Raw genomic sequence first — 19497 nt, forward strand, 5'->3', positions numbered from 1 at the left:
AACTTCCCAGGTGATCCTTGGAAAAATACTGAATCCCCTCCCCGTCCGTGATCTTGGCGATGCGCCGGTCCGCGCCGAAGATGTACTTGGTCGCCGCGCCGTCCTTGACTTCATACAGGCTGCCTGCGTAGAAGGTCGTGCTTTCGCCGACCACTTCCTTGCGCACCCGGGCGCCGTTTCCGTCATAATAGAAATTGGTGGTCACATCCGGCTGGCCGGACACGGATTTCACCACCTGGGTTGGCATGTTGTCCACGTTATAGTCAATGGCCAGGGTGGCGCTGATGCTGCCGGCCCCTTCCAACTTGGGGCAGGCCGTGATGTTGCCGTTGGCGTCGTAGGAGTAGTTATATACGGTTCCGCCCGCCGTCACCGCATCCAGCTTGTGGGTGACGCTGTTGTAGGCGTAGGTCATGGACGCTCCGTCCTGAGACTTGGTCAGGATGTTGCCTATGGAGTCGTAGGTCCAGGCCATGGAGCCCGTGGTGGAGGCCTCGCTCGTCAGCCGGTGCAGATCGTCGTAGGCGTAGGTGTATGCGTGGCTCCGCATGTTGTCGGTTATGGAGGCGATATTGCCGCCGTCCGTATAGGTGTAGGCGTAGTTCTGGTAATCGGTCGCGCCATGGGAGGTCTGGATGGCCATGAGCCGCGTGGAATCCGGGTCGTAGGTATGCTCCGTGGTCACGCCGTTGGCGTAGTCCACCATCTTTTGTTTTTGGGTAGCCCTGGCAGAGCCCTATCCTGCCAGGGTCGCATAGCGACATGTTGTTCACCCGAAGAGATCGTAGATAGCCTGCAACTTGTCGTAACCGCCGCGTTTCCCATGCCTAAAATCAAATGAATGTTCACCTGTTTCAACGTCATTTCGGCCCTGCTTTATCCCTTATCAAAACCAAAATTATCTAAAATAATATATGATTTCAAAAGGATATAGAGTTAGTTACTTATTAAGGGACGTCCCCCAGAAACAATTTATCTAAAAATAACCCATGATTTCAAAAAGATATAAAGTTAGTGACTTAGTAAGGGACGTCCCCCAGAATTCTTATAAAATGAGCCGGGAGCAGTATTTGGAGTACCTGGAAAGATCGTCCGCCATGGCCCGCAGCAAGATTGCGGCGCTCATGGCCACAAGCAGATGGCGGAGGATGACCGATGAGGCAAAGGGCGCGGCGGTGGAGAAGATTGTCCGGTCTGCCAGGAGCAGAGTTAGGGGGAGGATGAAAAGGGTGGTGCATAGAAAAGCCAGGGCTGCTTGAGAAGAAACCCAGGCCAAAAGCAGTCACAAATCACCCATTATTTCAAAATGATATAGAGTTACTGATTTACTGAGGGACGTCCCGTAGAATCCAAATCACCCATTATTTCAAAATGATATAGAGTTAGTGAATTAGCTAGGGACGTCCCCGAGATTCTATAGAGTTAGTGAATTAGCTAGGGACGTCCCCGAGATTCATAGGGACGTCCCCGAGATTCTTTAAAAGTTAAAATTACCGTTGACAGGAGGCATTATAGGATGTCCCCAACTTCACCAACTTCAATTGTCGTTTTCCTCCGTTGGCAAGTTATCTATCCATACGTATTTGACTCTATGAGTGCCATAAGCTCCGTCAACATGATAACATTTGGAGCTGTCATTGGTATCCACGACCAATACACTGAAAATGTTTTTACTACGGTGGATAATACCTGAACTGGGCCTCATGCACATTAGGAACCTACCGTCGGGAGAAAACATAATGGGAAACCCTGGCAAATTGGAAAGACCAAATGGTTTGGTTGCTTTTGTTTCTAAATCCACACAGATATTTTCATTCATACCCCTGCACAAAATATAGTTACCAGAGGAATTCAACATAGGCCAACTTCCATCTACAATGTATTCTGATTCCCAAGTATTGATATCAAGTTTGAATACCCCCTTGACAAACCGAGGAGCCCCAAATATTGTTTTTATTCCCGGTTCGTCATCTAATACGAACCTTAAAGAACCTTCTCCTTTAGAACCCTGGTCTTCATCATAAAGGGAGGTGTCTTTAAAAGCGCTGTACACAATCGCCTTGGAATCAGGAAGCCAGCATAAACCAGCATCAGAGGCCAATAGGCTATCCGGCGAGATTATTCTGCCGGATGCAATATCTAAAACTACTAACCGACACCGAACTCCCAAGTCAAACCTTTCATTTTTCTCATCCACATAATGAATTTTGTTAACTCCCAATAGGCAGGCAATTTTGGTTTTATCAGGAGAGATTTCAAGGTCCAAAACATTTGAAGCGATTGGTCCGATCTGCATCTTCCGGCAATGTCCTTCTCCTGCAAATGGCACCATGTATATCAGATTATCCTTCGTTTCAGCCCAAACCATAAAATCATCAAGTAGGTCCCACGCTCTTGGGAATGTATAAAAAAAGCGCAACTCGTCCTGAAGGCAAGGGCCGTACTCACTCCAATTATCAAGGCTGGCGTTATAAACCATAAAGGGGTACTTGTATTCTGAATCATCTACTCTAACAATTTTCCCGGGAAGTAAACTGGCTTTAGAAACTGCAGCAACTGTATTTTCATCCACATTATGCAGGATGCCATCTCCCTGTTGGGAAAGAGCATATCCCCCGAAAAATATAAAAAAAATGCTGAACGAGAAAATTGACCGTCTAACAAACAGCTCTAAATATTTGGACATAGTTGGCCTCCCTCTTATCATTTTACAAAACAATGCTGTTTCTAAGGCAATCCGCCACTATAATCATTGCCTTCATCCTCTCCTCCAAATTCCTGTGCCCCCCAGTTGTCATCTTCGCTGAGTTGCCTATCAAAAGTGTCTGGATTAGGGATGCCCCCATCATTTTCTCGGCCGCTTGGTGTTTCTATTCCGTCGACATCTAATGCACTAGTAGTTGCCGTAACACAATTCTCCCCTTCATCTGCATTTAAATCATAGCTTAAATCATCTTCTTCCACTCGTCTGTTCTTTTCCAACATGTTTTTATATACTTCCTTTGCAACTTCATTGGGTACTTCCATTGTATAGTGTTTCCCATATTCATCATTTCTATTCAATAATTCAGTATCGTCGCGATACGCTGCATCCACTGGTTGTCCTGTTAATACTGAGAATGTGGTTGCTTCCTCCGATGGATACAACCCTCTCGTATAAACGGTACCGTCATCAAGAGATACAGTCAATGCAACATGCCCTGCACGATGCCCAAAACTTATCATCCCCTCCTTTCCTGGCGTTGGGTCATGAACAGATATTGTGACTGAGGCATGCCCCGTCGGATCGACATAAATCAACGGATTATTGCTGCAATAAGCGTAGGGATTGAGCTGTTGGGGATCGTAGACATTAGGTATCAAAGAATCCGGGCTGATGAACCGGCCAATGGCGGGATCATAATGCCTGGCGTCGTAATTGTAAAGGCCCGTGGACTCGTCCAGTTCCTGGTCCGTGTATTTGTAGGGCGTGGGCGTTGCCACGGAACCGGTGTAAAAGCGGTCCTCGCCGAAGGGCCGGTAATCGGCCTGTTCCACCACGGCGCCGGAGTCGTCCGTCACCACGGTGGAACTTCCCAGGTGATCCTTGGAAAAATACTGAATCCCCTCCCCGTCCGTGATCTTGGCGATGCGCCGGTCCGCGCCGAAGATGTACTTGGTCGCCACTCCATTTTTGACTTCATACAGGCTGCCCGCGTAAAAGGTCGTGCTTTCGCCCACTACTTCCTTGCGCACCCGTGCGCCGTTTCCGTCGTAATAGAAGTTTGTGGTCACGTCCGGCTGGCCGGACACGGATTTCACCACCTGGGTTGGCATGTTGTCCACGTTATAGTCAATGGCCAGGGTGGCGCTGATGCTGCCGGCCCCTTCTAACTTGGGGCACGCCGTGATGTTGCCGTTGGCGTCGTAGGAGTAGTTATATACGGTTCCGCCGGCCGTGACCGCATCCAGCTTATGGGTGACGCTGTTGTACGAGTAGGTCATGGACGATCCGTCCTGGGACTTGGACAGGATGTTGCCTATGGAGTCGTAGGTCCAGGCCATGGAGCCCGACGTGGAGGCCTCGCTCGTCAGCCGGCGCCTTTTTTGGGTAGCCCTGGCAGAGTCCCTGCTTTACGCCGCCGGGATCGCGGAGCGGCATTTTGTTCAAGCAAAGAGATTGTGGATAGCCTGCAACTTGTCCGAGTGGGCAATGCTTGGATAGCCTTCAAACCAACGGCATTTCCACCCGCCTCACCGCCGTTTTTGCTAAAATATGGCCCCTATGTAATGAAAAATAATATATGATTTCAAAAAGATATACAGTTAGTCACTTATTAAGGGACGTCCCCACGAATTCATTAAGGGACGTCCCCACGAATTCACAGCAAGGTGTGGGACGCCGGATACTGATAACGATGAGGCCAAGGGAGCGCCATTAGGAGGGAAACCCGCCATACCAACCGCAAGGCATTGCCTGCAAATGCCTCAGGACTGGTGCGGCCGAAAAAGTGGCAAATTGATATCTGCTTGATTTTATGGGAATTACAAAAAATCAAAATCACCCTTGACAGGAGACATTATAGGATGTCCCCAAGAAACTTCACCTGTTTCACCGTTACTTTTGCCTTAATTGCCCCTCACCCAAACCAAAATTATCCAAAATAATTTATGATTTCAAGAGGATATTGAGTTTCTTAGTTTCTTAAACACGTCCCCCAAAGTCACTCATTTTTCCCTTGACTTTACTTATCATGGATGTCCCGCAGAATTTAAAAGTCACTAAAAGTCATTTTCGACGCATTTGTCCAATTCTACCCCACTCAATATCAATTTTGTACAACTCCAAAAAGGAAAAAAAATCATCTTGAAATGCAGGGCATCCATAAACTCTTCCATCCTTTAGAACAAAATGTACAGCAATATTTACTAGCATTGAACGCAAGTCACTAAGTGGAAACTTTATTGGTTGATTTTTAAAAAATAACCAAATAGTTATCTCTCTTTTTTTCATATCAAATATCATCTTATAAGGCATCCTAAAGAAAAATAATCTTACAATAATATATAAAAAGCAAAAAACTGGGGCTATAAAAGTGAGGACTGTTTCTGGGTACAGGGATGAGATTGTTGGGCAATGGGTCCACCTATCATATGCTTCAATAGATAGTAATAGCAGGAGCAGAACGATTATGATATATAGAATATTATTGAAAAACTTTGATATCAATCCCATATCATATGAGTATATCATCCCATCAATATTACTTACCATGCTCATTTCCACTCCATGCCTGACAACAAGTTCATCGCTTGAAGACAATCCTCTACTGTTATAGTTGATTGTCAGTACTACCCTCAGAATTCTGAAATGATTCGGAATTCATACTATCCTCTTCCCCAGAACGGGCATCTGAATGGGAGTTAGATTCTTGATCGGTATCTAAAGAAGAGCCTCCTGTAGGAGCATTGGAACCTGTTGAGGTATCATCGGAAAGAGGTCCATACTCTTGTTCATTATTCTTTTTCTTATTGTTCCTGTAACCTCCAATGAGGTTCTGCAAAAGTCCTTCGAGAGATTCCAATGTAAATGTGACTGTCAAACCAGTGAGATTTTCAAGTCCTTTTTCTTTTCCAACTCTACTTACAACTGCTTTCACGGCCGTTTGTGCAACCTTTGCATTAGTAACGCCAAGGGTTGTATCCACTATCTCAGAGACAGGATTGCAGGCTTGGTTCCTTGCTTTAGCTAATGCCTTTTCTTTTGATAAACCTTCCTCCACTCTTGCATCATGATAAGTACTTGCAGCTCTGTTAGCCATTCCACCAGCAAGTGCGCCAGCGGCGGCCCCTAAAGTTGTCGCAACCTTATCACTTGCACCCAAAAGGCCGACTGAACCAAATATGCCGCCTACTACACCACCAACAAGTGCCCCAGTTACCGCTCCAACTATACTTCCCATGGGAGAAGTATTAGAGGAAAATCCTGCAACAGCCCCAGATACTGCTCCTATTGCCGCCCCTGCAACAGCCCCTGCCCAATGCCCAGTCGGATCAATATAAATCAACGGATTATTCCGGCAGTAGGCGTAGGGGTTGAGCTGTTGGGGATCGTAGACATTGGGTATCAAAGAATCCGGGCTGATAAACCGGCCGATGGCGGGATCATAATGCCTGGCGTCGTAATTGTAAAGGCCCGTGGACGCGTCAAGCTCCTGGTCCGTGTATTTGTAGGGCGTGGGCGTTGCCACGGAACCGGTGTAAAAGCGGTCCTCGCCGAAGGGCCGGTAATCGGCCTGCTCCACCACGGCGCCGGAGTCGTCCGTCACCACGGTGGAGCTTCCCAGATGATCCTTGGAAAAATACTGGATGCCCTCCCCGTCCGTGATCTTGGCGATGCGCCGGTCCGCTCCGAAGATGTACTTTGTCGCCACTCCATTTTCGACTTCATACAGGCTATGCCATAAATCGGGTCATGCTCCCGATTCCGTCCTCAGCACGGCCGAAGGACACCGTCATCCCGTGGAGGAAAACGGCGGAACAATGACAGGCATAATAGCGAAAATACAAACGGCCCGAGGAAAATTCCCCAGGCCGTTTTTTTGTTATCATGCGGTAAGGCGGGACGCCCTAATGCTTCCGGGTAATCAGGCCGCCTCCACCAGGTTTTTTTTCCTCATGCTTTGCATGAAGACGGGGATGGCGTAAATCGCCAGGCCGAGCAGGAAGAAGTAATACTTGTATTCCTCCCCAACCCCGAATCGATGCGCGACTCCTCCCGGATGGAAAAGAGTAAACGAGGCCGCCAGGAAGAAGGGGATATCGTACCATTTGTTTTTTATCAGGCACCAGTTCTGGGCGAAGCACTCAAAGGCCGACATGGCGACCAGGGCCATGACGAAAATCATGATGGCCTGGGGCCAGCTTGTGATCTCCCAAAGAAGCAGATCCGGGTTGAACACGAACAAGAAGGCGATGACCGATGTTCGGATGTCGTACTTGAATCCCTGGATGCCTGTGGGGATGGGATCTGAGTCGGCGATGGCCGAGGCGGCGTAGGCCGCCAGCCCCACCGGAGGCGTGTCGTCCGCCAGAATCCCAAAGTAAAAGCAGAACAGATGGGCTGCGATCAGGGGCAGCACAAAGCCGAAGTTTCCGCCTACCTGCACAATGATGGGCGCGGTCAGGGAAGCCATGACGATGTAGGTCGCCGTGGTGGGCAATCCCATGCCCAGAAGCAGGCTGGCGATGGCCGTAATCAAAAGCAACAGGTAAATGTTGCCCTGGCTGAGCGTCTCCACGATCTGGGCGACCATGCCGCCTATGCCCATGTTCACCACGCCCACGATAATGCCGGCTGCTGCGCAGGCCAGGGCCACGGGCATCATGTTCTTGGATCCCTGGATCATGCCCATGCCGATGATTCGTATGGAGTCCATAAATCCCTGGCCGATTCCGGTTCCCGCTTTGAACGACCTCCTTAGCTCCTGATAGAAAATAACGACGAAAAGAATCAGGATGGCCCTGAACGCCGCCATTTCCGGCGAATGACGCAGGATGATCAATTCGTAAAGCAGGACGCCCAGGGGCAGAAGGTAGTGCAGCCCCCCCTTGAGGGTCTGGAAAAATACGGGGACCTCATGCTTGGCGAGTCCGCTGATTCCCAGCTTGGAGGCTTCCAGGTGCGTGATGCAAAACAAGCCGAAATACGAGGCGAAGGCCGGAATGGCCGCGGCCTTGACCACCTCGATGTACGGCACGTTTACATATTCCGCGATGATGAACGCCGCAGCGCCCATGATGGGCGGCATCAACTGGCCGTCCGTACTGGAGGCCACCTCCACGGCGGCGGCTTTTTTGGCGGGATAGCCGACCTTTTTCATCAAAGGAATGGTGAAGGGCCCGGTGGTCACAATGTTTGCAATGGAGGACCCGGAAACCAGGCCGGTCGCTCCCGACGCCACGACAGCCGCCTTGGCCGGCCCGCCCTTGTATTTTCCCAAAAAGGACAAGGCCAGGTCGGTAAAAAATTGTCCGGCGCCGGCTTTATCCAGCAAGGCGCCCAAAAGGACGAAGAGATAGACGATGGAAGCGGACACTCCCAACGGGATGCCGTAAATGCCTTCCGTGCTCAGGCTGATGTTGCTGCAATATTTACGGAGGGAAACCCCTTTAAAGGCCAGGAAGTCCGGCATGTAAGGCCCCAAAAAGGCGTACACGGTAAAAACAATAGCAATGATGGATAATGCGGGGCCTATCACCCTGCGGGCCGCTTCCAGAAGCACCACCACCAGAACGACGCCGAACGCAATATCCCGGGTAATGGGCATGCCCGCCCGATAAGCCAGTCCGTCGTAATCAATCACAATATACAGGGAAGCGATGACGGCTATGACAGCCAGGGCGTAATCCATTAAAGGAATGCGGTCCGTGACGAAAAAATACTCCATTCCTTTGCGCGCTTTGCGCATGAGCGGAGTTAACAGGAAAAGCAGGGCTATGGCGAAGGCCAGGTGGAAGGCGCGGGTTTTGGTGCCGTCCAAAATAAAGGCGCCCCCTGCCAGAGCCATTTGGAAAACGGCCCAGCCGGTGGCGATGATCCCCACCAAATATTTTTCAAAAGGACGGAGGGATCGGACGTCTCCGCTCTCCGCCTTCAATAATTCTTGTGCGTATGTCAGATTTTGCTGCTCACTCATGGAATCCCTTTGGCAGAGAGCGCGAGCGCTTAAGCATATGGCATGACGCAACGGGCCGGGCTTCAAACCGGCCTGGGGGCCCTTTCAGCAGTAGATTGAATGGGTTGCGATTCAGCGCTATCCGGTGCGCGCCAAAGCAGCCGTTGCTATCTCACACTCCCTGTGAAAAAAGGCGGCGGGACGTTGTGATGCGATAAACGTCCGGCCGCCTTTGGGTGTTTCAGTTATTTGATGAGTTCGGGCTTGATGTATTTCACCAGACCGGCTTCTTTGTAGTACTTGAGGGCGCCGGGGTGAATGGGAGCGGAAAGGCCCTGAAGCATTTCCTCGGCGTTCAACACAGCATAAGCCGGGTGCAGTTTTTTGAAGGCTTCCAGGTTATCGAAAACTTCCTTGGTGACGGCGTACACCACGTCGTCGCTGACATTGGCGGAACTCACCAGAGTGGCCTTGACTCCGATGCTGGGAACGTCTGCATCATTCACGGCGTTGGGGTAGTTTTCCACCTTGATGAAGCTCTTGGCGTAGTAAGGATACTTTGCAATAACAGCGTCCAGGCCGGCGCCCGCGATAGGCACGATGGAAACCTTAATGCGGCCGGAGGTGGCTTCCTTGATGTTTCCGTTGGGATGACCCACGGTGTACACAAAGGCGTCGATTTTTTCGTCCTGGAGCAGGCTGGGGGCTTCCACGGCCTTGGCGTATTCGGCCACAATATCGTCTTCCGTCATGCCGTAGGCTTCCAGCACGTCCTTGGAGTTCTGCAACTGGCCGGATCCGGGGTTGCCGATATTCACTCTTTTGCCCTTGAGATCGCCGAAGTCTTTGGCCTTGAGGTCCGCGCGGGCCACACAGGTCATCAACTCAGGATGGATGGAGAATACGGCGCGCAGGTCTTTCTGGGGACCGGCTTGTTCCCATTCAGCCATGCCTTTGACAGCCTGGAACTGCCTGTCTGACTGGGCGATGCCGAATTCCAGGTCGCCTGACAAAACCGCATTGATGTTGTAAACGGAGCCGCCGGTGGATTCCACGGTCGCTTTGATGTCATACACGCTGGACTTTTGGTTGACCATTCTGCTGATAGCGCCGCCCGTGGGATAGTAGACGCCCGTGACGCCGCCCGTACCGATGGTCACAAAAGTCTTGGCGAACGCGGGTCCAAACCCGGTGATGCAAAACAGTACGGCAATGAACAGAATTAGCGCTTTTTTCATAATTTCCTCCTTCGATTGTGTTTACGACGCCAAACGCAAAGATCTACTATGCCTGTTTCAGGCTGAATCCAAACGCCTGACGCCAGATTTTGATCAACTAGTGGAGAACGGGTTTCTTGTCCGCTCCTGGGGTTAACCCCGGAACAGGCAAGTCCGGATTTTGCTTGAGGTGTATTCCGGTGTCCAATACTTAAATCACGTATAACATAAATTTCACGTTCTTGAAAAGAAATTAGGAATCTTTCTCCAAAACACAAGTCCATTCTAGGGAAAACACATTGCCCTCCCTGCTACGGCCGGTTTCAACTTAAAGTAAATATTCCTCGCCCGAAAAACTTACAAAAAATCGGCCGTTGATTTTACCGTTGGGCTCCAGTTCCGGGCTTGAAAGCCCTTGGCGCCTATGCTAATGTTTTTTCCGTTGTTAAGACGCCTTTTGCCCTAACAAAGCATTTTCGCCGTTTTTTTGAATGCGGACCAGGAGTCCGGCAACTCGCCCTTTCTCGGATTTCTTATAAACTATGGATACGAAATCCTTAGAATTTTCGCCCCTGCGTCAATACAACTCCGACGGCGCAGGCTCGGCCCTCCTCCCCTGGCGCACGGCCTTGCCAATGAAAATCACTTTATCCATGCCGTCTGGTCAACCTCATTCGAGAGCCGAAAGGACATAACATGCGGACTCTCAAACTAACGATCAGATGGAAGTACTTCACCACGCTTTTGGCCCTGTGTCTTTTCCCCCTTCTCGTCATCACCCTGGCAAGCCATGCAGGCATAACGCAAATTGTGGATATTATATCCCTGGACACGCGATCCGCTTTTAAGGAGCTCTCGCAAAGGACGCTGCTTCAGACAGCCCAGACCCAGGCCCTGATATTTCAGCGAACCCGGCAAGCCATTGAACTCGGCCTTTTGGAGCTTAGCAAAGAAGCTCAGTTGGCTGAGTTGGAACAGGGCGGCTTCCCGGCGGACATGTTTCAGCCCATGGCCGCGTTATTGGCAAACTTTCCCCATTCCGCAAAAAAGGTGGTTCTGATCAGCGAATCCGGCCAATCCATGTCCCTGGAAGCCGGCTCCGTGACCACGGAATCCTTGGACGCGGCGGCCGTGGGCTGGTTTCAGGAGGCCATGAAGAATCGGCGGGAATCCGGAAGCGTGTCCTGGATGGAACATGACGTCTATTCCGACAGAAACTCCTCAAAATATACAGCTTTGGCCGTTTTCGAGGGGACTCATGGATTCAAACGGATTGCCGCTTTGGAAATCGACGCCCTGGACAAGCTCAATCAGGGAGTCACCCCCGCCCCCTGGAGGGAGACAACTCTTTCCTTTTTGGTGGAGTTCGGAACCAGCGCCAGCAAAGGAAACCCGGTCCTGAAAATCCTGGCGCAAAAATCGCCGGGGTCGGATAGTTGGTCCGGGCCGAGGCACGGGCGATGGTTGGCTTCTCCGGATGCAAAGCGCATGAAAAGCGTCCTGGACTCCATTTCCCGGGGCGGATCCGGCGCCGGCGAGCTTCCGTATATGGGTCAGGACTACGTGTGGGCCTGGGCCCCAACCCAGAAAGGGCCGTGCTTCGTCATCATGGCGCCTCTCTCTGTGGTGGAGGCCAGGTCGCAGCAAGTGGAGGAAACGCTGCACGGCTACACCCGCTCCACACTGATACTTTCGGGCATGGCGGCGCTTGCCACCTTATTATTGGTCACCCTGGCCGCCTTTGTAGGCGCCCGCCGTTTTTCGCGCCCCTTACTGGAAGTCATCCGAGGAGTGACCAAAGTCTCCAGGGGCGACTTCTCCGTCAGGGTTGACCTGAAAACAGGCGACGAGTGGGACTCCCTTATCCAGGGGTTCAACAGGATGGTTCCCATGTTGGAGGAAACCATGGCCTGGCGCAAGCGCCTGGAACTGGCCCGGGAAGTGCAGCAGAGCCTGCTGCCCAAGCGGCCGCCCAAGGTGAACGGCCTGGACATTGCAGCCAGAAGCGTTTCAGCGCAGCAGGTGGGCGGGGATTATTTCGATTTTCTGAAGGCCAATGAAGAACAGCGTTTGACTGTAGCCGTCGGAGACATCACCGGGCATGGCGTGGGCGCAGCGCTGCTTATGACCACGGCCCGAGCCCTGGTGCGCAGGCGATCCAGGCGTGACGGGGATCTGGCGCAAATCGTGTCGGACATCAATAAGCAGCTGGCGCCTGACGTGGCCGACTCGGGCAAGTTCATGACCCTGTTCCTGGCGGAAGTGGATATCAGCAAAATGGTGGTCCGTTACGCCAACGCCGGGCATGATCCGGCCATGGTCTACGATCCCACGAACAAGGTTTTCGAAACTCTGGAAGGCGGCGGCCTGATTCTTGGGCCTTTTGAAAGCTCGGTTTACGAGCAATACGAGACCGGCATCAGCCCCGGGCACATCATCATCCTGGGTACGGACGGCATCTGGGAAACCTCGAATTTTGAGGGAAAATACTACGGCAAAAAGAACCTGCAAAAGGTTGTTGCGGACAAAGCGCATCTGCCCGCGGAGCAAATTGTGGACAAGGTGCTTGAGTCCTTGAATGCGTTCCGTTCCCCCAAAGTGCAGGAAGACGATGTAACCCTGGTGATCATCAAAATCCTGGAGCAGGGCGCGGAGTATAAACAGCTTAAGCTGCCTGACATGGTTTAACCGAAGCGGACGAATGAACTCCGCCCGCTCCGGCTTCCCGTCTATTCCTTATCCTTGGACATGGCCTTTAAAAGCGGGGTAAAAAGGTCGATGGGCAAGGGAAAAATCGTGGTGGAATTGTTCTCCGCCGACATCTCCCGCATCGTCTGCAAATAGCGCAACTGAAGGGCCACAGGCGTTTTTTCTATAATCACAGCGGCTTCTGACAGCCTGGCGGCGGCCTGGAACTCGCCTTCCGCATTGATCACCTTGGCGCGCCTTTCGCGCTCGGCCTCGGCCTGTTTGGCCATGGCCCGCTGCATTTCGTTGGGAAGATCAATGTGCTTCAACTCCACATTCGCCACTTTGATCCCCCACGGATCCGTATGGGTGTCCAAAATCTCCTGCAACTGGTTGTTGATCTTGTCCCGGTCGGAAAGCAGTTCGTCCAACTCGGCCTGGCCGCACACGCTTCGGATGGTGGTCTGGGCGAGCTGGCTCATGGCGTATTGATAATGCTCCACCTCAATGGTGGCCTTCACCGTATCCACAACCCGAAAGTAGATGACGGCGTTAACTTTAACGGAGACGTTGTCCCGGGTGATTACGTCCTGGGGGTCCACGTCCAGGGCGACCAGGCGAAGGCTGACCTTCAACATCTTGTCGATTCCCGGAATCAGGATGATCAGGCCCGGGCCTTTGGCGCCGATGCACCGGCCAAGACGAAATACGACGCCCCGCTCGTACTCGTTCAAAATCCGGATGGACGCCAGCAACAAGATAATTGCAAGTACAAGAATAACGCCTATTGCTACTACCATGCCGTTCCCTCCTTTAAGAAAATTATCAGGATGACAGCGATGAAGAACGCCAATAAAAACTTAGTCGCCTTCATCCGAGCAAATGCTACCGCTCTGTGTCCTTTTCCACAATCAACAGCAGTCCGTCCACGGAGGCAACCCGAATGGGATCCCCCGGCGCCATGGGCTGCAGAAACCTGGCGTTCCAGATTTCGGCGTGCACCAAAACTTTGCCCTGGGTTTCCGAGGAAGCCTGGGTTACCTTGCCCTTTTCTCCCACAAGCCCGTCCTCGCCGGTCCTTATCTTCGCCTTGTGGGCCTTTACCACCAGGGCCGCAACGATTGCAAAAAACGCCCCAACAAATAAGACCGTGGGAATCAAAACGCTCCAAGCCACTCGCAATCCTGTAACATCATAGTCAAAAAGCATGGTCGCCCCCAAAAATATGGAAACAATTCCGCCTGCGGCAAGCGCTCCGTGGCTTGCGATTTGCGTCTCCAAAACAAAAAAGACGCCCGATAGTAGAATCAACATGATCCCCACGTAGTTGACCGGCAGCGTATGGAGGGCGTACAGCGCAACCAGTATGCTGATAACGCCGACCACTCCGGGAAAAACAGCCCCTGGATTGGCAAACTCAAAATAAAGGCCCAGCATGCCAAGGCTCATGAGTAAAAAAGCGATGTTGGGGTTGGCGATCACGCTGAGTATTTTTTCCCGCAATGTGGTCTGATAGTTGATTATCGTGCAGTCTTTGGTCCTTAATACCCCTTTATCGGGAATTTCCATGCCGTCCAGCTTTTCCAGCAATTCGGGCATGTCTTTGGCGATGAAATCGATGACGTTCAGTTCCAGGGCTTCGGTTTCCGTGGCTGATACGCTTTCCCGAATGGCTTTTTCGACCCACTCGGCGTTCCGCCCTCTTTTTTCAGCCACACTCCTGGCGGCGGCCGCGGCGTCATTGGTGACTTTGGAATTCATGGTTTCGCTGATTTCCTTGCCGTCTCCGCTCACCGGATGGGCGGCGCCGATATTTGTGGCCGGCGCCATCACCGCCACGTCCGCGGCATTGGTGATCATCACTCCCGCCGAAGCGGCCCTGGCCCCGGAAGGGGAAACGTAAACCACCACAGGAACCTTGGCGTCCAAAAAGGCCATGACTATGCGGCGCATGGACTCCAGGGAGCCTCCAGGCGTATCCAACTGGAAAATCACGCAGGCGTAACCGGCTTCTTCGGCGTCGTCCAGGCATTTTTCCATGAGAAAGGCTGTGGCTGCGCCGATGGGTTGGGAAATCTCCATAACCATGATTTCCCCCTTATCGGCCCAGGCAAGAGGGGCTAAGCCCACAGACACGCCAAAGACCAGTAGAGCCAAAGCAAAAACCAACCCGGATTTGGTCAATATACGCATGATCCCTCCCTAAAAAGGCGCCCTTTTTATAAGAATGATATGTATAATTACCTTAGCTCGCACGGCAAAGCAAGGGCTTTCGGCCGAAAGGCGCTCCCTGGTAAAAATAACGATTCTATTTTATTCGGGAAGTTGACTCCGAGGATTATTATGGGATACAATGCTCAGGCCTGAACAAGGCTAAATTTCATCAGAAAGCCCTGCTTGCTTGGAGTGATAGTGTTTAACCGCCGCACCTATATTCTATTTTTTTCCCTGACCATTGCTTGTTTGCTTTTCGCAAACGCCGCTTTCGGCGGCTGGGCGGTCAATGGCCACGCGATATGGCTTGACCAAGGCGGCCCCAACGAACGCATTCAGCTAACGGCAAATACGACCAATCAGGCAGGCTCCGCCTGGATTGAAACCCAGATTGACCTGGATTACGACTTTGACATCTCCTTCAGCATCTATCTGGGAACCCGGGATAGCAACGGCGCGGACGGCATTTCCTTCGCCCTCCAGAACGACCCGGCGGGAACGTCGGCGTTTGGCGACACATCCGGCGGCGGCGAATGGATCGGCATGAACGGCATCTGCCCCTCCGTGAGCGTGGAGGTGGACACCTGGCAGAACTCCAACCGCGGCGATCCGGCGGCCGATCATGTGGGCGTCAATGTGTACACGCCCTCCGGCTCAAACTGTTCGGGCACGCCCAACCACGCGGGCGCAGGCCCCATCCAGGCGGATCCCTCGTCATCGAACATAGAGGACGGCGATGAACACGACCTGCGCATCACCTGGAACGCCACCACGCATGTGATGACCGTCTATTTCGACGGAACCCAAAGGCTGACTTACACCAACGACATTGTGAACAACGTCTTCGGCGGCGACAACATGGTGTATTTCGGATTCACCGGCTCCACCGGCGGTTCGTACAACGAACAATACATCATCCCCAATACGCCGGACGTCACCGCCGACAAGACCGTAAGCCCGTCTTTCGTTTACAAGGCTGACTTGTATTCCGGAACGGAGCTGACCTACACCATCAGCATTTTGAATGAAGGCCGGGTGGCGGCTATCGGTACACAGATCACGGACACCTTGCCCGAAGGCTTTCATTACGTGACCGGCTCCACAACCGGAGCGACAACGACCGATCCGACAGTCACCACTTCCGGCGGCAGGGAAGTGCTTGTCTGGGACATGTCGGCCACGCCCATTCCCCCTTATACAGGGACCATGAGCATTTCCTTTGACGTATCCCTGGACACGGATCTGGATCCGGGCACATTTTCCAACGACTTTTCGGTTTCCGGCGACAACTTCGGCTCCATCAGCGAAAGCCAGACAGCGGACGTGATCATAGGCCCGGTGGATGTGGAAATTGACAAGTCCCACTCCGGCGATTTTTATGTCGGCCAGAACGGGACGTTTTCTTTTGACGTTCATAACAACGGCCCGGATTATTGCGAAGACATCGTCATAGAAGATACCCTGCCCGCGGGTTTGACGTATGTAGGCATTTCAGGAACCGGGTGGTCTTTGCTGTCCTCTTCGGGGCAGACGTATCAGTGGACCCACGCCGGCCCCCTTGCCAATGGAGCGGACCTGCCCGCCTTGACGGTGACCGTAGCCGTGGATGAAGACGCCTACCCGTCAGTTACCAACACGGCGACGGTAACCAGCGACTCCCAGGATCAAGACAACACAAATGATTCGGACTCGGACACGGTGACGGTCCACGCTCTGGCGGACCTTTCCATAACTAAAAGCCACACCGGCGATTTCGGATCGGAATCCACCGGCTCTTACGACATTGTGGTGACCAATAACGGCCCTACGGAAGATCCTGCAGCGACTATTTACGTGATGGACACCCTGCCGACGGGCCTGACCTACAACTCCGTCTCCGGAACAGGTTGGAGCCTGGCGTCCTCCTCGGGCCAGGACTACACCTTCGCCCATGCAGGCCCCCTGGCCTCGGGCGGCAGCCTGGACACGCTGACCGTTACGGTTTACGCCTCCTCCAGCGCCGTGGGAACCGTAGTCAATACAGCAACGGTTTCCAGCAGTACAAACGACGATGATGCAACCAACGATACGGCGACGGACTCTACAATCGTCCTGCCCTCCGTGGATCTTGCCGTAACCAAATCCCACACCGGCGCCAGCTTCAGTATTGGCGACAACGTTACATTTGACGTCGCCGTAACCAATAACGGACCCAATGACGAAACCGGAGCCATCACCGTTTACGATGAGCTTCCAACAGGGCTGACATACGATTCTTTCAGCGGGACGGGCTGGTCCCTGGCTGCGTCCAGCGGTCAGGAATACACCTTCACCCACGCCGGACCATTGAACGTCAGCGCCTCGCTGCCCACGCTTTCCATTGTTGCGACGGTGGGCGCGGCGGCCTATCCCACGGCGGACAACACCGTAACGGTGTATGCGACGAGTTTTGACCCCACGTCCAGCAACGATGAAGCCACAGACACGGTGACGGTGGAGCCTTGGGTGGACCTTTCCATCACAAAATCCCATACGGGAAACTTTTCCGTAGGCTCCACGGGAACCTACACCATTGACGTGGCAAACACGGGCTCGACGGCCGACCCAGGGCCGATTTACGTGGCGGACACCCTGCCCGCGGGCTTCAATTACTCATCGGCGTCGGGTACGGGCTGGTCCTTGTATTCCAACTCGGGCCAGGTATACACCTTTGTGCATGCCGGCCCCTTAGCCACGGGCGCCACCCTGCCCTCTTTGTACATAAATGTGACGCCCGCCTCCGGGACCATCGGGACCTTCACCAACACCGCCACGGTCTCCAGCAGTTCCACGGATACGGACGCGGGCAACAATACGGACACGGATCCCACCACGGTGACGGACAACGTGGACCTGGAAATCAACAAGAGCCACAGCGGAAACTTCACGGTCAGCACGAATGGAACCTACACCATCGAGGTGGACAACAACAGCTCCAACGCCGAAGCCGGCCCCATCTACGTGGTGGACACACTGCCTTCCGGACTAAATTACACGAGCCACTCAGGGACGGGGTGGTCCTTGTCCGCTTCGTCCGGCCAGGATTACACCTTTGTACACGCGGGCCCTCTGGCGGGAAACGGATCATTGGACGACCTGGAAATCGAGGTGTTCGTCCAGCCTTCGGCTTATGGAACGGTTGTTAACTCGGCCACGGTCGCCGGCATTTCCACCGATACAAATGAAACCAATAACACGGATACGGACTCCACCACCGTGGTCAGACCGTCCGCGGGAAACAAGCCTCTCTATGTAAGAGGGAATGATTCCTGGTGGCTAAATTACGGGGACCCGAGGATATTGACCAGAGATCCCACGGCGGGCGGCGACTCGGAATTTACAGTCAATGGCAACTATCAAACCGGCACCTGGGCATTGTCCCCCAACCTCACCGGGACATTGGTTATTCCCGGCGGAGTTCCTCAGGTCGTATATTTAGTCTTGTCCGAAGACGGCCCAGGGAGAACCCGCGATCTGACAATCAGATTATATGACGACAATTTCAGCCTGATAGGATCTGTTGATCAGAGCGTAACCATTGACGGAAAGCAGCAGTACGTTTTTACAATCACGCCAAGCACAACTACGACGCTCTATTCAGGGGAAGGCCTTAGACTTCAGGTATACAACCGTTCAGGCAGTTCAAACGAGCGTGTTACCATATGGTCTGAGGAAGATGGAACCGATCCCGACATATCTTACCTGGACCTGACCACCACCACGGTCATCTCAATAGACAGTTTGGCTGTCTATGACGACGACTATGCTTCCGGAGGCGGGTCGGTAATTACAACATATGACGCTTCCACGCTCGGCTCCATCTATATTCGGGCTGTGGTATCCGACCCCTTTGGCTATGAGGACATCGCCAGCGCCTCTCTGGCAATTCTCGACTCATCATCGAACATTGTCTACGAGGATGCCTCGCCAGTGACCACGGATGTAGCCAACACGGCCGGAACGAGAACCTTTGAATGGGAAATTCCCATTACAGCAGCTACGGACCCGGATCTGTATACGATTCGCGTGACCGCCAATGAAGGAACGGAAGGCTTGGTAACCGATATGGCGACAACTCAGTTCAGGGTGTACCTGCCCCCCGACTTCACGGTGTTGAAAACCGCCCAGACGGTGTACGATCCCTATAACAACACCACCAATCCCAAGGCCATCCCAGGGGCCTACGTCATGTATTCCGTGCTTGTGACTAATTTCGGAGGCGCTGCGGACGCAAATTCCTTTGTCATGACAGATCCCATTGACTCCAACATCGAACTCTTTGTGGGCGATTTGGGAGGCTCAGGCTCAGGCCCGATTCAGTTCAACTGCAGTTCCGGCACGCCCCCCTGCGGCCTGACGTACACCTTCACCAGTTTGGCCAGCACCACGGACGACGTGGATTTCTCGGAATACGCCGCGGGAACGGATTTCTCATACGCGCCCTCCGGGGACGCCGACGGATTCGACGACCAGGTCCGGCGCCTGCGGGTAAGCCCCAAGGGGACCTTCGCCGCTTCGGGAACGGACGATCCCAGTTGCACCATCTACTTTCAGGTGCGCGTCAAATAAAACCCATCTCCCGCCTCGAGCCGCGCCGTTGTATGGGATGGAGGGGAAAACCCGCGGTGTTTCACGTTAAAAAAAAACACATAACCACCCTTCATTGATCAAAATTTTATATTCATTTCAAAACCAAGGTTCTT

The 19497-nt window shown here is 52.8% G+C and carries 11 protein-coding genes and 1 pseudogene; 2 read left to right on the forward strand and 10 right to left on the reverse strand.

Annotated elements, in window-relative coordinates; translation table 11 throughout:
* The 8 genes and pseudogenes from G491_RS0125000 to G491_RS0125040 all read right to left on the reverse strand — a co-directional run.
* A pseudogene (locus tag G491_RS0125000) lies at positions 1-706 on the reverse strand (hypothetical protein); the annotation flags it as partial.
* 339 nt (positions 707-1045) lie between these two features.
* On the reverse strand, positions 1046-1276 hold the full coding sequence (locus tag G491_RS0125005) for a hypothetical protein (RefSeq protein WP_028316482.1): 231 nt from the start codon (positions 1274-1276) through the stop codon (positions 1046-1048).
* A gap of 261 nt (positions 1277-1537) precedes the next feature.
* Complete coding sequence (locus tag G491_RS0125010) at positions 1538-2686, reverse strand: hypothetical protein (protein ID WP_028316483.1); 1149 nt, start codon at positions 2684-2686, stop codon at positions 1538-1540.
* A gap of 41 nt (positions 2687-2727) precedes the next feature.
* Positions 2728-3984, reverse strand: coding sequence for an RHS repeat-associated core domain-containing protein (locus tag G491_RS36445; protein WP_248635523.1), 1257 nt, complete (start codon positions 3982-3984; stop codon positions 2728-2730).
* A gap of 784 nt (positions 3985-4768) precedes the next feature.
* Positions 4769-5005 carry a hypothetical protein gene (locus G491_RS35685; protein WP_157468564.1) on the reverse strand — a complete coding sequence of 79 codons (237 nt, stop codon included), beginning with the start codon at positions 5003-5005 and terminating at the stop codon, positions 4769-4771.
* A gap of 307 nt (positions 5006-5312) precedes the next feature.
* Entirely contained in the window at positions 5313-6413 is a 1101-nt protein-coding gene (locus tag G491_RS36450; RefSeq protein WP_028316486.1) for an RHS repeat-associated core domain-containing protein, read from the reverse strand.
* A gap of 213 nt (positions 6414-6626) precedes the next feature.
* Positions 6627-8678 carry a TRAP transporter permease gene (locus G491_RS0125035; protein ID WP_028316487.1) on the reverse strand — a complete coding sequence of 684 codons (2052 nt, stop codon included), beginning with the start codon at positions 8676-8678 and terminating at the stop codon, positions 6627-6629.
* 224 nt (positions 8679-8902) lie between these two features.
* Entirely contained in the window at positions 8903-9895 is a 993-nt protein-coding gene (locus G491_RS0125040) for a TAXI family TRAP transporter solute-binding subunit (protein ID WP_028316488.1), read from the reverse strand.
* Between the two features lie 675 nt (positions 9896-10570).
* On the opposite strand from G491_RS0125040, the gene G491_RS34615 reads away from it, so the two are divergent.
* Positions 10571-12562, forward strand: coding sequence for a PP2C family protein-serine/threonine phosphatase (locus G491_RS34615; RefSeq protein ID WP_051327517.1), 1992 nt, complete (start codon positions 10571-10573; stop codon positions 12560-12562).
* 41 nt (positions 12563-12603) lie between these two features.
* Here G491_RS34615 and G491_RS0125050 read toward each other — a convergent pair whose 3' ends face one another.
* Both G491_RS0125050 and G491_RS32450 read right to left on the reverse strand, forming a co-directional pair.
* Positions 12604-13362: a slipin family protein gene (locus G491_RS0125050; protein WP_028316489.1), complete on the reverse strand. Its 759-nt coding sequence runs from the start codon at positions 13360-13362 to the stop codon at positions 12604-12606.
* 85 nt (positions 13363-13447) lie between these two features.
* The gene (locus G491_RS32450) at positions 13448-14755 is read right to left on the reverse strand and encodes an NfeD family protein (protein WP_035220129.1); all 1308 of its coding nucleotides are present in this window, start codon (positions 14753-14755) and stop codon (positions 13448-13450) included.
* 213 nt (positions 14756-14968) lie between these two features.
* Between G491_RS32450 and G491_RS0125065 the strand changes: the two genes are divergently transcribed.
* Entirely contained in the window at positions 14969-19363 is a 4395-nt protein-coding gene (locus G491_RS0125065; protein ID WP_157468565.1) for a lectin-like domain-containing protein, read from the forward strand.
* Positions 19364-19497 lie beyond the last annotated feature (134 nt).

This window comes from Desulfatibacillum aliphaticivorans DSM 15576, from assembly GCF_000429905.1.
GTDB classification, from domain to species: domain Bacteria; phylum Desulfobacterota; class Desulfobacteria; order Desulfobacterales; family Desulfatibacillaceae; genus Desulfatibacillum; species Desulfatibacillum aliphaticivorans.

Bases quoted from the DNA above. Each gene is read 5' to 3' on its own strand.
- G491_RS34615 (WP_051327517.1), top strand. From the start codon at position 10,571: ATGCGGACTCTCAAACTAACGATCAGATGGAAGTACTTCACCACGCTT.
- G491_RS32450 (WP_035220129.1), bottom strand. From the start codon at position 14,755: ATGCGTATATTGACCAAATCCGGGTTGGTTTTTGCTTTGGCTCTACTG.
- G491_RS35685 (WP_157468564.1), bottom strand. From the start codon at position 5,005: ATGATATTTGATATGAAAAAAAGAGAGATAACTATTTGGTTATTTTTT.
- G491_RS0125050 (WP_028316489.1), bottom strand. From the start codon at position 13,362: ATGGTAGTAGCAATAGGCGTTATTCTTGTACTTGCAATTATCTTGTTG.
- G491_RS0125010 (WP_028316483.1), bottom strand. From the start codon at position 2,686: ATGTCCAAATATTTAGAGCTGTTTGTTAGACGGTCAATTTTCTCGTTC.
- G491_RS0125040 (WP_028316488.1), bottom strand. From the start codon at position 9,895: ATGAAAAAAGCGCTAATTCTGTTCATTGCCGTACTGTTTTGCATCACC.
- G491_RS0125035 (WP_028316487.1), bottom strand. From the start codon at position 8,678: ATGAGTGAGCAGCAAAATCTGACATACGCACAAGAATTATTGAAGGCG.
- G491_RS36445 (WP_248635523.1), bottom strand. From the start codon at position 3,984: ATGACCTACTCGTACAACAGCGTCACCCATAAGCTGGATGCGGTCACG.